The sequence below is a fragment of the Streptomyces sp. NPDC013157 genome (assembly GCF_042899865.1).
GTDB lineage: Bacteria > Actinomycetota > Actinomycetes > Streptomycetales > Streptomycetaceae > Streptomyces.
In genome coordinates this window covers 590,330-606,597 of sequence record NZ_JBIBAK010000003.1, presented here as the reverse complement: position 1 = coordinate 606,597, position 16,268 = coordinate 590,330, and the positions used below count along the sequence as shown (strand labels likewise).

Annotated in this window: 12 protein-coding genes; 7 read left to right on the top strand and 5 right to left on the bottom strand. The window is 72.7% G+C overall.

Translation table 11 applies throughout. The features are described 5' to 3' along the window. Positions 1-10: 10 nt before the first annotated feature. Positions 11-976, top strand: coding sequence for a DUF1152 domain-containing protein (locus ACFY6U_RS12895; protein WP_390037438.1), 966 nt, complete (start codon positions 11-13; stop codon positions 974-976). Positions 977-989: 13 nt separating this feature from the next. Here the strand turns inward: ACFY6U_RS12895 and ACFY6U_RS12890 are convergent, their stop codons facing one another. The 4 genes from ACFY6U_RS12890 to ACFY6U_RS12875 form a co-directional block, all read right to left on the bottom strand. Then, positions 990-1,424 carry a VOC family protein gene (locus tag ACFY6U_RS12890; protein WP_351500172.1) on the bottom strand — a complete coding sequence of 145 codons (435 nt, stop codon included), beginning with the start codon at positions 1,422-1,424 and terminating at the stop codon, positions 990-992. 59 nt (positions 1,425-1,483) lie between these two features. Then, a complete protein-coding gene (locus tag ACFY6U_RS12885; RefSeq protein WP_390037436.1) occupies positions 1,484-1,981 on the bottom strand; it encodes a Pycsar system effector family protein in 498 nt (165 codons plus the stop codon). A gap of 101 nt (positions 1,982-2,082) precedes the next feature. Beyond that, a complete protein-coding gene (locus tag ACFY6U_RS12880) occupies positions 2,083-3,879 on the bottom strand; it encodes a CATRA conflict system CASPASE/TPR repeat-associated protein (protein ID WP_390037434.1) in 1,797 nt (598 codons plus the stop codon). Continuing rightward, the gene (locus ACFY6U_RS12875) at positions 3,848-4,225 is read right to left on the bottom strand and encodes a CATRA system-associated protein (RefSeq protein WP_390037432.1); all 378 of its coding nucleotides are present in this window, start codon (positions 4,223-4,225) and stop codon (positions 3,848-3,850) included. The genes ACFY6U_RS12880 and ACFY6U_RS12875 overlap by 32 nt, the downstream gene beginning before the upstream one ends. Before the next feature lie 137 nt (positions 4,226-4,362). On the opposite strand from ACFY6U_RS12875, the gene ACFY6U_RS12870 reads away from it, so the two are divergent. The 6 genes from ACFY6U_RS12870 (at position 4,363) to ACFY6U_RS12845 (ending at position 14,893) form a co-directional block, all read left to right on the top strand. Further along, positions 4,363-8,541 carry a CHAT domain-containing protein gene (locus ACFY6U_RS12870; protein WP_390037430.1) on the top strand — a complete coding sequence of 1,393 codons (4,179 nt, stop codon included), beginning with the start codon at positions 4,363-4,365 and terminating at the stop codon, positions 8,539-8,541. Positions 8,542-8,692: 151 nt separating this feature from the next. Continuing rightward, complete coding sequence (locus ACFY6U_RS12865; protein ID WP_390037428.1) at positions 8,693-11,968, top strand: CHAT domain-containing protein; 3,276 nt, start codon at positions 8,693-8,695, stop codon at positions 11,966-11,968. Positions 11,969-12,097: 129 nt separating this feature from the next. Continuing rightward, positions 12,098-12,733: a ParA family protein gene (locus ACFY6U_RS12860; protein WP_351500174.1), complete on the top strand. Its 636-nt coding sequence runs from the start codon at positions 12,098-12,100 to the stop codon at positions 12,731-12,733. After that, complete coding sequence (locus ACFY6U_RS12855; protein WP_351500176.1) at positions 12,730-12,939, top strand: hypothetical protein; 210 nt, start codon at positions 12,730-12,732, stop codon at positions 12,937-12,939. The genes ACFY6U_RS12860 and ACFY6U_RS12855 overlap by 4 nt, the downstream gene beginning before the upstream one ends. A gap of 97 nt (positions 12,940-13,036) precedes the next feature. Further along, complete coding sequence (locus ACFY6U_RS12850; protein ID WP_390037425.1) at positions 13,037-13,999, top strand: phosphotransferase family protein; 963 nt, start codon at positions 13,037-13,039, stop codon at positions 13,997-13,999. A gap of 171 nt (positions 14,000-14,170) precedes the next feature. After that, on the top strand, positions 14,171-14,893 hold the full coding sequence (locus ACFY6U_RS12845; protein WP_390037423.1) for a dienelactone hydrolase family protein: 723 nt from the start codon (positions 14,171-14,173) through the stop codon (positions 14,891-14,893). Between the two features lie 116 nt (positions 14,894-15,009). Here the strand turns inward: ACFY6U_RS12845 and ACFY6U_RS12840 are convergent, their stop codons facing one another. Beyond that, positions 15,010-16,071 (bottom strand): fatty acid desaturase family protein, encoded by a 1,062-nt coding sequence (locus tag ACFY6U_RS12840; RefSeq protein ID WP_390037421.1) that lies wholly within the window; start codon positions 16,069-16,071, stop codon positions 15,010-15,012. Between the last annotated feature and the right edge of the window lie 197 nt (positions 16,072-16,268).

The window sequence follows — 16,268 nt, the reverse complement described above, 5'->3', positions numbered from 1 at the left end:
GCGTCCTGCGGTGATCACTCTGGGGGAACCTGCGTTCTTCACCCGCCTGCGCGCTGCGCGACGGGTGCTCGTCGCCGGTGCGGGCGGCGGCTTCGACGTGTACGCCGGGCTGCCGCTCGCGCTCGCGCTGCGGTCGGCGGGCAAGGAGGCGCACCTCGCGAACCTGTCCTTCGCCGACCTGTACGGCCTGGACCTCGATGTGTGGGTGGACCAGGACGTCGCGGCGGTCGGGCCCGACACCCCGCTGCGCGGCGACTACTTCCCCGAGCGGACGCTCGCCCGGTGGCTCGCGGCCCAGGACATGCCGTCGACCGTGTACGCGTTCCCGAGCATCGGGGTCGCCCCGCTGCGGGCGGCCTACCGGACGCTGATCACGCATCTCGGCGGTGTCGACGCGGTCGTGCTGGTGGACGGCGGCACCGACATCCTGATGCGCGGCGACGAACACGGTCTCGGTACTCCGGAGGAGGACATGGCGAGCCTGGCCGCCGTGAGCGGGCTCGACGAGGTCCCGCACCGGCTGGTGGCCTGCCTCGGCTTCGGGGTGGACGCCTATCACGGCGTGAACCACTCGCTCGTACTGGAGAACCTGGCCGCCCTGGACCGGGACGGCGCCTACCTCGGGGCGTTCTCGCTGCTCGGGGCGGCACGGGAGGGTGCGCTCTATCTCGACGCGGTGGCGCACGCCCAGCGCCACACCGCGAGCCGTCCGAGCATCGTGAACGGATCCGTCGCCGCCGCCGTGCGCGGTGACTTCGGCGACGTCCGGTTCACGGAACGGACCAGGGGCGGCGAGTTGTTCGTCAACCCGCTGATGGCGCTGTACTTCTGTGTGGACCTGCCCGGACTGGCCCGCCGCAATCTCTACCTCGGTCTGCTGGAGGGGACTTCGCTGATGCGGCAGGTGAGTTCCGTGATCGAGGAGTTCCGCACCACGCTGCCCCGTCAGCGTCCGCCGCGGGCGTTCCCGCACTGAGCCTTCCTCATGCTCAGTCGATACAGAATTCGTTGCCCTCGATGTCCAGCATGGGGATGCACGACTCGTTCTCCCCGTCGGCATACAGCGTCTGCACGTGGGTCGCACCGAGCGCGACCAGGCGTGCGCACTCGGCTTCGAGGGTGGCGAGACGCTCGTCCCCCACGAGCCCGGTGCCGACCCGGACGTCCAGGTGCACCCGGTTCTTGACGGTCTTGCCTTCGGGCACGCGCTGGAAGTACAGGCGCGGGCCCACACCCGTGGGATCACTGCAGGCGAACCACGAACCCCGCTTCTCGGGGGGCAGCGTGCGGTTGAAATCCTCCCAGGTGGCGAACCCCTCCGGCGGCGGCGGTGCGACGTACCCCAACACCTCGCACCAGAAGCGGGCGACGCGCTCGGGTTCTGCGCAGTCGAAGGTGACCTGGAACTTCTTGATCGCTGGCATCGGCGCACCGTACCGCGTACCAGGGGGACCCTGCCGCTCATTTCCCCGAGCGAAGTGCGTCATGATGCGTCGCCGAGCACGGCGAGGGCCGCGGTCAGAGCCAGGGCCGCGAAGGCGCACAGCAGAAGGACGGTGGCGACACCGCTCCAGAAGTACTTTCGGCGGGCGACGTGCGCATTGGCCCAGATCTGTTCGGCGACGGCGACGGTCAGTGCCCTGTTGTCGGCCAGGAGGCGCGCCAGCGCCTCGGGGTAGCCGTCCTCGGGGGAACGGTAGGCGTGGGCCACGTGTTCGAAGAACAGCAGGTTGGGCGGTTGCCCGATGTTCTTCCTCCGCGGGCGCAGGACCATGGCGGTGGCGGTCGCCGAGCCTGCGGTCAGCAGAGCGCACAGGGACGCGGCGAGGGCGAAGGGGAGGTTGTGCAGGCGCGCGGTGGTGACCAGGCTGTACACGATGCCACCGATGACTCCCGCCGCGGTGAGCGTCACCGCCGCCTTCGCTTCGGCGTGTTTGATCCAGTCGGTGACGGTCTGGAGCGTTCGCCAGGCGTTGTCCACTGCGGATGCCTGCGGCGGCGGTATCTGCGGTGGGGACGTGTGCCGACGGCGTGGTCCGAGCACCGTACTGCTCCCTTCGTTCCTCGGTGATGCTTGCGGCGTCAGGCGGGAATCCACAGCCACGCGTGTGCCCGGTACTCCTTGAACTCGACCAGCACACGCCGGAACTCCTGCGGGTCCAGCCCCGGATGGCCCTCCCCGACGACGTACTCGTGGAGCGGTTCGGAGACCAGGGCCGCGTAGTCGACCTGCGAGTTGTCCCGGAGGGCGGTGCGCAGCACCGCGCTGTCGAGCATGCGGCTGACCTTGACGATGGTGCTGCCCGAGTAGCCGAGGGCGGCGATCCCGACCGGTCCCACGACGGTGGCGAGGCGCAGGCGCATCCGGTCGCGGAAGCGGCGGTTGTCGGCGGCGAGTCGGTCCTGCCAGGAACGGAGTACGTGGGGAAGCGCCCGGTGCAGTTCCGCCCCGGCCGGGAGGAAGACGTTCATCCCGTCTCCCGTCCCCTGGTGGTCGGTCTCCTCCAGGGCGATGTCCAGGCCTTCGAGGACCTGCCGGACGACGAGGGCGAGCCGGACCTGCAGGTCGCTCTGTTCCGGGGCGGTGCGGCGACTGTATCCCTCGATGTCCACGGCGAACCCCATGCGGAGCCTGACGGGCTCCGGGACGCCGCCGGCCGGCGGGCGGGCAGAACGGGGTGCGTCCGCCGCCGCGGACGAGCGGACGGCTCCGCCGCCCGAGCGGATGGCACCGCCGCCCGGCTGAGACGGGTTCCGTCGGGTCCCGCCGTCGGTCGCAGGGCCCGCCGCGTCGGCCGCGGGGCCGAGCAGGCGGCGCAGATCCTCGGCGCGCTGCCGGGCGCTGGTCAGGTAGTCGGCGTCGTTGCCGAGTTGGCGGGGGAGCCACTCGGCGAGCTCCCGGTCGGCGGGGAAGAGGGCGGACTGGGCCTTGGCCATGTTGTCGACGGCTATGCGCACGGTCTGCAGCATGTCCCGCACATTGGCGTGCACCAGAGCGAGACGAGCCTCGTCGTCGCGCAGCGCACCGAGCTCGGCCGACGCGTCGGCAGGGCGGCGGTGAGACAACTCGGGCAGCTGATCGGTGCGTTCGACGACCCGCCGGATCAGGGTGCCGATCACATCCCCGTCGTCCCGCACCCGGGCCTGGTAGCGCAGCTTCGCCGCGTGCATGGAGTAGCGGCACAGGGGCGGCATGTCGGGCTGTCCCCGGCTCCACGTCCAGGCGCTGAGCTCGGCGTCCTGGTCCTGTGGGGCCAGTACGACGATGCGCCGCCGGGGCCCGGTGTCGTCCGGCGACAGCTCCCAGACGGCGAAGCCCTGCTCGGTGGTCCAGCCCCGTTGCCACCAGTACGGAGCGTTGTCGCCGTCGGGAAGGGCCCGGCGGACCTCGGCCGCCGCGAGGTCGAGCGGCGGGACGTCCGTACCGACGGACTTCGCCTGGTACACCCGCGTCTCGCCCAGCACCGCCTCGGTGCCGTCGGCGGTCAGCCCGGCCCACCACCGGTCGAACTCCACCCAGCCGGGCGGCGACGCCGAACCGATGCGCAGGCGCCTGGAGGCGGCCCCGAGCGGCGCGGCGAGCGCGACCGACAGGTTGACCATGTCGTGCTCGCGCCGCACGACCGCCTGGAAGTCCGCCGTCGGGTGCTCCTGGGCTGCCGCGGGCTTTCCCGGCACGAGGGTTCGGGGGCCGGGCGGCAGCGTGGTCGGCAGCCCCGTGCCGGCGATCGGCTGATCCATGCCGAGCTCGTCCCGGCAGCGCTCCCAGATGCGGCGGATCTGTTCGTACCCCCGGGCGGCCTGTGGTCCGTCGAGCGCCGTGCAGAGGTGGACGACGAGCTCCTGGTCAACGGGAGACCTGGTCGGGTCCGTCGTCATCGCCACCTCCCCCGGTGACGCTGCCGGCACCGTCACCGGCGTCCTGCGGCGGCGGGCCGCCGAGCGAGTGGACCAGATGGTTCGCCTGGTCCCGGGTGTGCGGTGGGGCCGGGAGCACCGGGTCGGCACCGATCCTGGTGATCCGCACCGGACCGGACAGCTCGAGTTCGGCGGTGACGTCGCGTACGCCGTCGCCGTCGCCGGCCGCCAGGGCCTCGGCGAGTGCGTCGACAAGAGCTTGCACGCGGTCCCAACGGTGCGGTGGGAGCCTCCATTCGAGCAGATCGCCGAGGATCTCCAGTACGTCGGTCCGCGTCTCGTCGTCGATCGTCTGCCGCCCGGTCACCGATCCCCCTCGACCCCGTACGCTTCACTTAGCGTATCCGTCTCGACACAGATCTATACGGTCGGGACAGCCGTTCCGGTTCCCGCACGCGGATCCGAACAACGGAACGACGGTGATCGCCGACCCGGGGGAGGGGTATGGGCACGAACACGGGGGAGCCGGACCTGCTCGCCGAGATGGCGGGGCGGCTGAACGGCCTCGTCGCACCGGACGGAGAGGCGCGCGGCGCCGCCCTCGCCTGGTTCTCGTCCGCCAGAGCGGAGCTCTCGGAGCGACTGGAGTCGTCGGCCGGCGCGGGAGACGACGAACGGACCGTCGAACTGGCCCAGCACCTGGTGCACTTCCTGATCGCCGTACAGGACTGGGCTGCCCTGGAGGCGACCGGACGTCTCGGCGTGGCGGGCGCGGTGCGGCTCGGAGCCGACCGGGTGCGTATGGACCTGCTCCAGAGCCTGGGAGTCGCGCTCCAGCATCAGGGACGGGACGCCGACGCCGAGCGGCAGTTCCAGGAGGTCGCCGACCTCGCCGCCGACCTGGACGACCAGCCGGTCCGGGCCTCGGCCCTGGCCCACCTCGGGCAACTTCATCACCGGCGTGGTGACCTGGCCCAGGCCGCGGCCCTGCTGCAGCAGACGGCGCTGGCCTACCGCAACGCCCGCCATCCGCGCGGCGAGGCGCGGACGTCGGGCGATCTGGCTCCGCTGCTGCACGCGCTCGGCGATCCAGACCAGGCGGCCGACTACTCGGCCCGGGCCCGGCGCCTCTTCCACGACCTGGGCGACCGGCTGAACGAGGCACGCTCCCTGCGGCTGATCGCGGCGGCCCAGGCCGAGGCGGGGGCGGACGAGGAGGCACTGCGCACTCTCCAGGCCGCTGTCGAGATGTTCGACGCCGACGGCGCCGCCCCCGACGCGGCGGAGGCACTGCACACCGCCGCACGCCTGCACATGCGGCGCGGAGACACGCCGGCCGCGCGGGCCGCCGCACACGAAGCCCTGGACAGGGCCCGCGCCACCGGCGCGCCCGCCCCCGAGCTGGAGCAGTTGAACGCCGTGTTGGAGGCGGAGGAAGCCCTGGCCGTTCTGCTCACCGCCGCGACGAAGGAGGAGCGGGACGCGGCCGTCGCCGGTCATCCAGCGCTGTGCGGCGGGCTGGCGTTGCAGATGCTCGTCAACCGGCGGGACGCGGTCGGCCCGGCTGCGGGCGCGACGGGCGGGCGGACCGGAGCAGACGGACTGGACGCGGCGCTGGACCACCTCGCGGCACTCCCCGACGGCGCCCTGGCCGAGTGGCACCGGATCGACTGGGCGGAGGTATGCGCAGTCGCGGGGGACGACGCCGACCGACTGCCACCCGACCTGCCCGGACTGCTGCGGCTCAGGCTGCTCACGGACCGGCCCGACCGGCGCGGTGCCCTGCTCGCCGAGGCGCTCGCCGTCGTCCCCGCCGACCGCCATCCAGGAGTACACGGTCTCCTCCTCGCCGAACTCGCCCAGCTGTACGCCACGGGCTCCGGCGGCGACCCAGAGAGCCACGACCACGCGATCCGGCTCGCCGAGGAGGCGACCCGTCTGCTGAACCGGCCGGAGAGCCGGGACAAGTGGGCGACGATGCAGGCCTTCCTGGGATCGGTCTGGCGCTCCCGCCCGCGCGGGAACAAGGCCGACAACGTCGCCCGGGCCCAGCGTGCCCTCCGTGCCGCCCTCACCCACTTCCGCCGGTCCACCAGCCCCGTGGAGTGGGCGGCGACCGTCGCCAACCTGGCGAACGCCTACTGGGAATGCCCGGACGACCGGACCCGTAACCTGCGCCGGGCGCTGCACCGTCACATGGCGGCCCTGACCGTGTTCAACCACGAGGAACACCCGGACCGTTGGGCCATCGCGCAGAGCAACATCGGCCTCGTCCTGTCCGAACCGGCGCTCGCCGCGGACCCCGACGCCCTGGAACTCGGCCGACGCCACCTCGAACAGGCGGTGCGGGCGCCGGAACTGAGGGGCCGTGCCCGCGCCCACGCGCTCGTCAACCTCAGCCGCTGCTACCGGATGCGGCTCCAGGGCGACCACGACGCCAACCAGAGCACGGCCCTGCACCACGCGCAGGAGGCCTTCGCACTCTACGAGGAGCTGCGGCTCCCCCTGGACATGGCGAACGCCGCCACCGCCATCGCGGACGCCCTGGCCAACACCGCGGTCCGGAGCGGCACGGCCGCCCTCGACGAGGCGGTGAGGTGGTACCGGCGCGGCCTCGAACTGGCCCCCGCGGCCGAGGACCCCCTCATGCACGCCGCCATCGCGGACAACCTGGCCAACACCCTCGTCCAGCGCCGCGAGGTCACGGCCGAGGACCTCGGCACCGCGATCGAACTGCACACGACGGCGCTGGAGACGTACGAAGCGCACGGCGACCGCCACGAGGCGGCACGCGCCCGGTACAACCTGGCAGCCACCCTGCGCCGCGGGGACCGGCCCGACTCCGAACGTGCCGTCCGGCTCCTGGAAAGCAGTCTCGAGACACGCACGCCGGACACGGTGCCCCTGGAGTGGGCCGAGTCCGCCACCGAGCTGGCCAGGGCCTGGCTGACGTCACTCGGTCCCCGGGACAGGGGCGACCGGGTCGCCAAGGCGGTGCGGCTCCTCACCGAGGTCGTGTCCGTCGTGTCCCCGGCGACCGCCCCCGATCACGCCCGGCGTGCCTGGGGACTGCTGGGCGACGCGCACGCCGAGTCCGGGGCCTGGTCCGCGGCGGCCGACGCCTACGAGCGGGCGCTGGAGGCGGCTGAGAGCCTCTACCGGATCACCGTGCTGCCCGGCGGCAAGGAGGCGGAAATCGTCCAGACCGCCGACCTTCCCAGGGAGGCCGCCCATGCCCTGGTGCGCGCCGGCCGCCCGGAGCGCGCGGTGGCCGTCCTGGAACAGAGCCGGGCCCGGGACCTGGGCGACAGGCTGCAGCGCGACCGCGTCGGACTGGAGGTCCTGGCCCGCGAACACCCGGACGCCGTGGCCGGTTTCCGCTCAGCCGTGCAGCGCGTCCGGACCCTGGAGGCTCGTCAGCGCGCCGACCGGGACCCGCGGGAGTCCGGCACCCCGCGCCGCCTGCGCGCCGCGATGACGGACGCGCAGGCGCAGCTCACCGCCGCCACCGAAGCCATCCGGGCCCTGCCCGGCCGCCACGACTTCCTGCGTTCGGCACCGATGACGGCCGTGCGCCGGGCCGTGACCGACGGACCACCGCTGGTCTACCTCATCACGGCACGACACGGCAGCGTGGCCCTGCTCGTCCAGGCGGCGCCGGAGGAATCCGGGATCCGCATCGACGTCGTACAGGCGCCGCTGACCGAACCGGAGTTGCTCGTCGCGCTCGGGGCACACCCGTCGCTGGAGGAGGACGAGCACCTCCTGCCGCTGCTCGACCTGCTGGGCGCCCGGCTGTTGGCTCCGCTCGCCAGGCGGCTGCGCTCCCTGGACGTGAACCGTGCCGTCCTGGTGACCACCGGCGTCCTCGGCGTCCTGCCCGTCCACGCCGCCCGCATCCCGGTGGAAGGCACGACGCGCTGCCTGTTCGACGACGTCGCCGTGTCGTACACGCCCTCCGCGCGCGTGCTCATCGCCGCCCGGGCCACGAGCACGGAGCCCCCGCACGGCAGGGCCCGGCTGCTGGGAGTCGCCGAGCCCCACCCGTGCGACCCGCCCCTTCCCTGGGCCGGATCCGAACTCGGCGCGGTGCGGGGGCTGTTCACCGAGCCCGGTGCGGCCCTGACCGGGGCCGGCGCCACCCGGGAGAACCTGCTTCGGGCACTGCCGGCCGCGACCCATCTGCACTTCGCCGGGCACGGGTACTACGACGCGGCCGACCCGGTCGCGTCCTGTCTGGAGCTCGCCGACGGCGACCGGCTCACCCTTCGTGAACTACTGGACGGCCAGGCCCTCGCCGGCATCCGGCTCGTCGTGGCCTCCGCCTGCCGGACGGCGGTGACCGACATGGCGCGACTGCCCGACGAGGGCATCGGCCTGCCGGGCGGACTGGTGCAGTCCGGAGCAGCCGGCGTCGTCGGAAGCCTGTGGGAGGTCAACGACCGCTCCACGGCGCTCCTGATCGCCAGGTTCTACGCCTGCCACCTGCTGGGCGACCCGGAACAGGACGAGCCGCCGATGCCGCCCGCGGCGGCACTGGCCCGGGCCCAGGCCTGGCTGCGGGACGCCGACACGGCCGAACTCAACCGGTTCGCCGCGTCCGTGGGCCTGCGCCGGACCCGCGCCACGTACACCGAGCGGCCTTCGCACTGGGCGGCTTTCGTCCTGGTCGGCGAGGGCTGACCGCCCGCCGCTGCAGGACCGGTACGTCCGGGCCACCATGGGGTTGGCGAGGGGCGCGGGCCGGGTATGCGTACCGGGCGAACAGCGGGGTCCACAGCGCGCCATGTGCGAGGACTGCGTACGGGGACGTCGCGACGAGGGGCGGGGCGCGGTGACACGGGACGAGCTGAGCGCGATGGTGGCGGAACGGCTGCGCAGAGTGGCCGAGTCCCGGGATCTCGCCCCCGTTCTGGAGCCCGGCGCACAGGACGAGGCCCTCCGGCTGGCCGCCCTGCTGGACCCGCACGGCTACGACAACGAGAACGGCGGCACCGGCGGCCCCGAGGAGGACCGGAAGGCCGCGCTCATCGCCCGTTACCGCCTCGGTTGGCTCCACTGGTACCGCTACCGTGCCCTGCCCGGCGACCGGCCTGCGGAAGAGCGGGAACTCGACGCCGCCGCGGTCATGTTCACCCCCTGCCTGCTCGCCGGCGTGACCTCTCTCCCCGACCCGCTCCGCCCGCTGCTGATCCACCGGGCGATCGTGGAGGCCACGGCCCTGCTGGAGCAGGTCCTCCGCTCCGCCGACCCCGGCCTTCCCGATCGGGCCGTCCGCCGGTGGCGCCGTATCCTCGACGTGGCCCCGGGTGACCATCCCGACCGGGACGTCATGCTGACGAACCTGGCGACCGCCCTCCTGCAGCGCTTCGGTACCCAGGCAGTTCCGGAAGATCTGGACGCCGCCGTCGACGCGGCGTGGGAGGCGGTCCGTCTCACCCCGGCCGGCCATCCCGCTCTCGCCCGCCGTCACTCCAACCTCGGACAGGCGCTCCGCAAACGGTACGAGCACGGCGGCCGGCCGGCAGACCTGGAAGAAGCGATCCAGGCCGGCGAAGAGGCCGTCGCCCGCACCCCCGAGGGGCACCCCGACCGCCCCGCCGTACTCACCAACCTCGGCATCGCCCAGGCCGTCCGCTTCGGCAGGGACGGTATGGCCGGGGATCTCGACGAGGCGGTCCGTACGGCCAGAGCGGCCGTGGACCGTGCCCCCGTCGACCACCCCGACCGGGCCACCATGCTCAACGGTCTCGTCGTCGCGCTCCGCCGACGAGCCGGGCGCGGGGAGACGGACGCCCGGGAGAGGGATGTGCACGACGCCGTCGACGCCGCGAAAGAGGCGGTTCGGCTCACCCCGGCGGACGACCCCGAACGTGCCGGGTTCCTGTCCAACCTCGGCCTCGTGCTGCGGACACGGTACGAACTCTTCCAGGAAGGGGACCGGGAAGGACGACGCGAGGAGGACGGGGAGGGGGACGCAGAGCGCCGGGAACGCGGCGCGGAGTACATCGACGAGTCGATCGAGGCGAGCCGGGAAGCCCTGATCCGCACGCCCTCCGATCACGCCGAGCGGGCCGCCCGGCTGTCCAATCTCGGTCTGGCGCTGCGGAAGCGGTACGAGGGGCGCGGTGATCTCACCGACCTGGACGAGGCCATCGAGAAAGGCAGGGACGCCGTCGGCCTGCTGTCCCCGGACCACCCCGACACGGCCGGGGTCTCCTCCAATCTCGGCCTCGCGCTCCGTCTCCGCCATCTGAGGACGCGGCAGGACAGTGGCCCCGGGGACAGCGCGGCGGACGGCACGGAGACGGCGACGGGTCCCGCGGACACGGCCGGTACGACGGCGGACGAGGACCTCCGCGAAGCCGTCTCGGTCTTCACCGACGCCGCCCGGACGGAGACAGCGGCACCCTCGCTGCGCGTCTACGCCGCTCGCAGCGCGGCCGACCTGACCGTGCCCGCCGATCCCGGGCGCGCCGCCGAACTGCTGGAACTCGCCGTCCGCCTGCTTCCTCAAGTGGCCCCCGGGCAGCAGGAGCGAGGCGATCAGCAGTACGAACTCGGCCGTACGGCCGGCCTGGCGGGCGAAGCAGCCTCACTCGCTCTGGCCGGGGGCGGCGCAGGGGAAGAGAGAGAACGGGCCGTGCGGGCGCTGCGGTTGCTGGAGGGCGGGCGGGCGGTCCTCCTCGGCCAGGCCCTCGACGTGCGGGGCGACCTGACCGAACTCCGTGAGCGACATGCGGATCTGGCGGAGCGGTTCATCCGGCTGCGAGCCCTGCTGGACGGACAGTCCGGTGCCCCGGCCGACCGCCGCCGGTGGGCGGCCGGTCTCACCGATCTCCTCGCCGGTATCCGCGAGCTGGACGGCTTCGCCTCGTTCGCCCGTCCTCCCGCCCTCTCCGACCTCCTCGACGAGGCCCGGGAGGGTGCGGTCGTGGCCTTCGCCGTCAGCCGCTATCGCAGCGACGCCCTGCTGCTCCACGGGACGGACGTCACCGCTCTCCCCTTGCCCCGGCTCACCTGGGACGACCTGCTGGAACAGATCCGCCTCTGCCACCGTGCCCTGGCGGTCGCCGGGGACACGGAGTCGTCCCGGCAGCAGATCCAGGAGGCACAGAAGTCACTGCGAGGTGTCCTGGAATGGCTCTGGGACCGTGCGACAGGGCCGGTCCTGGAGGCGCTGGGCCACACCGCCGAACCGGCGCCCGGCACGCCGTGGCCCCGGGTGTGGTGGGCGACCGGCGGAGTGCTGGGACTGCTGCCGGTGCACGCGGCCGGTCATCACGCCGACCCGCCCGGCGCGGCTTCGGCAGGGGGACGGCGCACGGTCATGGACCGCGTGGTCTCCTCCCACACGCCCACCGTCCGGGCGCTGAGCCACGCCCGGCGCCGACGCGAGACACAGCGGGCACGGGCATCGGCGACGGCCGCCAGGACGGCCGGGGCGGACGGGGCGGGAACGGCCGCGGAGGAGGACCGGTCGCTGATCGTCGCCATGCCCGTCACGCCCGGCGCACCACCGCTGCACAAGGTCCGGCAGGAGGTCGAGAAGGTCAGCAGCCGTCTGCCGCGACCGGTCGTTCTCTCCCCGGACGCGAAGGGGAACGGAAACGCCACCGGAGACCGCCTCCCGACCAGGGACAACGTGATGGCCCACCTGCCCGGCTGCACAGTGGCGCACTTCTCCTGCCACGGCGAGGCCCGCGCCGACGACCCGTCCAGCAGCCGGCTGTTCCTCCTGGACCACGAGACGGCGCCGTTCACAGTCGCCGGACTCGCCCCCCTACGCCTCGATCGGGCTCAGCTGGCCTATCTGTCGGCGTGCCGGACCGCTTTCGGCGGTTCCCCGCAGCTCGCCGACGAGGCGATCCACCTGGTGTCCGCGTTCCAGCTGGCCGGTTTTCCGCACGTCGTCGGCACCCAGTGGGAGATCAGCGACGCCAGAGCCGTGCAGATCGCGGACCACTTCTACACGGAGATACGGAACGAAGAAGGTGTCTTCGACAGTGACCGGGCCGCGTTCGCCCTGCACCGGGCGGTACGCAGGCTGCGCGACCGGACACCGCAGGCCCCCTTTCTGTGGGCGGCCTTCGTGCACGCCGGGGCCTGACCGGGCGATGCGGTGGCCGGCCTCCGCACTGGCCCATACGAATGATTCACCGGCGCCGCAGGGTGAACGGTGGCACTCCGCGCCCCGAGTCGACCGCCGACGGCCGTTCGCGCCCGTACGTTGGCCCGTGTGTCGCTGAGTTACGCCTTCGTGAACCTGAAGCCCGGGGTGGGAAAGACGACCAGCGCAGTCTGGTTGGCCCACGCACTCCACGAGTCGGGCATCCCACCGCTGCTGGTCGACAGTGACCCCGCCTCCTCCGCGCTGCGCTGGAGCGAACTGGCAGGCGGCTTCCCGTTTCCGGTGGTCGCCCTTCCGGTGGGCGATGTGCACCGGCGCGTGAACGACTTCCTGGGCGACCGGCAGGCCGTCGTGTTCGATGCCCCGCAACTGGAGGACCACGCGCACATCGCCCGCAGCATCATGAGATACGCGAGCGAATGGATCGTGCCGGTCACTCCGGCTCCCATCGAGCTGGACCGCATGGCGCCCATCGGCGGCGAGATGGGCGACGTACAGTCCCTGCGCGCCCAGCCCGCCCACGCCGCCGTGCTGCTGAACCGGACGAACCGGGCCGACGCCACGCGTACGGGTCCCGACGCCGACGCCCGCGAAGCCCTCACCGAGCGGGGTTTCGACGTGTTGTCCACCCACATTCCCCGGCTCGACCTGTACGCCCAGTCGTTCGGAAGCCAGGTGCAGGTCAAGGGCTCGGCGTACATGGACCTCGCAGACGAACTCATCAAGCGACAGGACCCGGCATGAACCAGCGCAAGGACACCTACCGAGCCGCATTGCAGCGCGGGCCGGACGCGGTCGTACCGCGTCCCGTCAAAGTGACCCGGCTGCACACCCGCTACGTGCGGTTGACCATCGAGCTCGACACCGGTTTGCCGCGTGACCTCGTGCAATGGGCAAGGTCACCGGTGTCCGCGATGGTGCGGGCGGGCGCCGCCGCCCTGCGACCGTAGCGAAGCGCCCCACACGCCCGGCGACGCGGCCGGGCGTGCACCGCGCCCGTCCGGAAAGCCTTTGCGCGTGCCCCCGTCCGGATGATGGGGTGGCACGGTGTCCGACCACGATGAGGCAGGGGCCGTCCGGCCGTTGGCACTGGCCTGGGTCGGCCGCCATCTGGCGGCCGGCGAACGGGTCGTCGCAACCGAGGCACTGCACGGGGGCATCACCGCCGAGATGCGGCGGCTGACCATCGGCACGCGGGACGGCGGCACCCGCGACCTGGTGCTGCGGACCTTCGTCGACCCGGGGTTCGTGGAGCACGCCGAGGACCTGCTGAACCGCGAGGCGGGCGTCCTCGCCCTGCTCGCGGGGACAGACGTGCCGGCCCCCGGACCGGTCGCGGTCGACCCGGCCGCCGCGCACTGCGAGTACCCGTCACTCCTGATGACGCATCTGCCGGGCCGGACGGTCCTCGACGACCGCGGACTGGAGGCACGCGTCCCCCTGCTGGCCCGTCAGCTCGTGGCGATCCACGCGCTGCGGCCCGCCGTGCGTCCCCGGGAGTACCAGGCGTGGACGACCGCCGACGCCGTCGTCCCGCCGGACGGCGCCGACACGGCGGCATGGGCCGCGGCGACGGACGTCATCCGCAAGCCGGCGCCCCGCTATGAAGGGCGGTTCCTGCACCGGGACTTCCACCCCGGCAACGTTTTGTTCGATGTGCCGCCACCAGGCCTGGCCGGTCCCCGGATCACCGGGGTCGTCGACTGGGTGCAGACCTCCTGGGGCCCGGCGGACATCGATGTGGCGCACTGCTCCACCAATCTCGCGATGCTGCACGGCCCGGCGTGGGGTCTGCGGTTCGCCGAGGCGTACGAGGAGGCCGGCGGGGTGCTTGCCGCGGCCGCGGGCGAACGGCTCCACTGGCGGCTGCTGGACGCCCTGGGGTTCGCGGGGCAGATGCGGTGGGTGGCGCGGCCGTGGCAGGAGGCGGGCAGGACGGAACTGACGACGCGGACGGTGGAGGGGCGGCTGAACGCCTACGTCACCGCCCTGCTGGACACCCTGAGCTGAAACCCGTTGGCGGACCACGGCGACCGCTGCTAGCTTTCCGGTGGCCGTGCCGGAGAAGAGGAGGTGGTACCCGTGAACGCAGTATCGACATGGGTGCTCCCCTCCGGGGTCGCGGTCGGACGATAGGCCGTCCGGGAGCGCCGTTCAAGCGCACTCCCGAAAGGCACGACCATGCACTTCACTTCCGAACGGCGCCTCGACGACGGTGTCCTCGAACGCGAGTTCATCCTCGGCGAGATCCCCGGCACCCTGTGGACGCCGGAATCCGCCACACCGGCTCCGCTGATCCTGATGGCCCACAACAACGGCCTGCCCAAGAGCGAGCCCCGGCTGGTGGCCCGGGCCCGGAGGACCGCGGCGTACGGCTACGCGGTGGCCTCCATCGACGCCACCGGATGCGGCGACCGGCCCCGTTCCGCCGCCGGCGAGCAGGCCCGCGCCGACCTCCGCCGCGCGATGCAGGCCGGCGAACCCGTCGACGAGATCTTCGAGTCCTTCGTCGGCCCGCTGGTCGAGAACGCGGTGCCGGAATGGCGGACCACCCTGGACGCCCTCCTCGCGCTGCCCGAGACCGGCGGCCCGGTCGGGTACTCCGGGTGGACCGCCGTCGGCATCCGCCTCGCGGCGGTCGAGCCGCGCATCGCGGCCGCCGGTCTCTTCGCCGGGGGATACGTGCCGCGCGCCCAGCGCGAGGAGGCCCGGCAGGTCACCGTGCCCCTGCTGTTCCTGCTCCAGTGGGACGACGAAGGCAACCCCCGGCAGCGGGCCCTCGACCTGTTCGACGCCTTCGGCAGCAAGGAGAAGACGCTGCACGCCAATCTCGGCGGGCACACCGGCACCCCGTGGTTCGAGCTGGAGGACGGGAACCGGTTCTTCGCCCGGCACCTGAGGTGAGGCCGGGCCGTCAGGCCGGCGGCAGACGGTAGGCGGTGCCGGCCAGGATGCCGCTCGTCGAGGACAGGCCCCGGCCTCCTCGGCGGCGGCGCCCGGCCGGCCCCGCGCCTTCACCGTCAAGCCGCCCTGCGTCGGCGCCGGATGGGTTCTCCCACCCGGTGCAGGTGGGCGAGGGCCTCGCGGTAGGACCGGAGCAGACCGGTCTCGTGGTACGGCACACCGATCTCTGCGCAGTACTCGCGCACGATCACCTGGGCGCGTCGCAGGTGAGGTGTGGGCATGCTCGGGAACAGGTGGTGTTCGATCTGGTAGTTGAGCCCGCCGAGCAGTACGTCCGTGAGCCGACCGCCCTTCACGTTGCGGGAGGTGAGCACCTGGCGGCGCAGGAAGTCGGGCCGCTCGTCGCCGGTGAAGGTGGGCATGCCCTTGTGGTTCGGGGCGAACGTACAGCCGAGATAGACACCGAAGAGACACTGGTGCACGGCGAGGAACGCCACGGCCTTGCCGGGGGAGAGCACCAGGAACAGCGCGGACAGGTATGCCGCGAAGTGCAGGAGGAGCAGTACGCCCTCGGTCAGCCGGTTCTTCATGGACGGCGAGCGCAGCGCCCGCACGCTCGACACGTGCAGGTTGAAGCCCTCCAGCGTCAGCAGCGGGAAGAACAGGAACGCCTGGTGGCCGCCGATGAGGCGGGCCGGGCCGTTGCTGTTGCGTGCCTGGTCGGTGGACCACACCAGGATGTCCGGAGCGACGTCGGGGTCGAGCTCCTCGTGGTTGGGGTTGGCGTGGTGACGGGTGTGCTTGTTCATCCACCACCCGTAGCTCATGCCGATGGCGAGATTGCCGAAGAGGCGCCCCCACGTCTCGCTCGGTCGGCGCCGACGGAAGACCTGACGGTGCGCCAGATCGTGGGCCACGAGCGCCACTTGGCCGAACACGAGGGCCATGGCGGCGGCGAGAGCCAGCTGCCACCAGCTGTCGCCGAGCGCGAGGAAGGCCGCCGCGCCGCCCAGCAGAGCCGCGATCACCGTGCCGAGCCGCACCGTGTAGTAGCCCGGGCGCCGGTCCAGCAGACCCGCCTCGCCGATGCGTCGGGAGAGTCTGGCGAAATCGCTGCCGGGACCGGAGGGGCGGCCAGGGACGGCGGGCGCGACGGGAGCGTCGATGGAGAACGTCATGCCGCCGAGTCTGGGCACGGCCGCTCCGCGCCGACAGCGGGCCAGCCACCGGATCCGCAGGGGGACCGCCTCCGGGCCTCCGGGGGGTTACCACCACTTCCTACGTCCCTGACCTGGGCCTTTGGTATCGTCCCGGCGCGGGTGCAGCCCCCGGGTTCGGCATTTTTTCGCCGGGCCCTTCGAGGAGGCCGAGGCCG

What these genes read in the sequence shown, in the direction of transcription:
- ACFY6U_RS12890 (WP_351500172.1), bottom strand. Translation starts at nt 1,424, where the DNA reads ATGCCAGCGATCAAGAAGTTCCAGGTCACCTTCGACTGCGCAGAACCC.
- ACFY6U_RS12880 (WP_390037434.1), bottom strand. Translation starts at nt 3,879, where the DNA reads ATGACGACGGACCCGACCAGGTCTCCCGTTGACCAGGAGCTCGTCGTC.
- ACFY6U_RS12870 (WP_390037430.1), top strand. Translation starts at nt 4,363, where the DNA reads ATGGGCACGAACACGGGGGAGCCGGACCTGCTCGCCGAGATGGCGGGG.
- ACFY6U_RS12855 (WP_351500176.1), top strand. Translation starts at nt 12,730, where the DNA reads ATGAACCAGCGCAAGGACACCTACCGAGCCGCATTGCAGCGCGGGCCG.
- ACFY6U_RS12845 (WP_390037423.1), top strand. Translation starts at nt 14,171, where the DNA reads ATGCACTTCACTTCCGAACGGCGCCTCGACGACGGTGTCCTCGAACGC.
- ACFY6U_RS12840 (WP_390037421.1), bottom strand. Translation starts at nt 16,071, where the DNA reads ATGACGTTCTCCATCGACGCTCCCGTCGCGCCCGCCGTCCCTGGCCGC.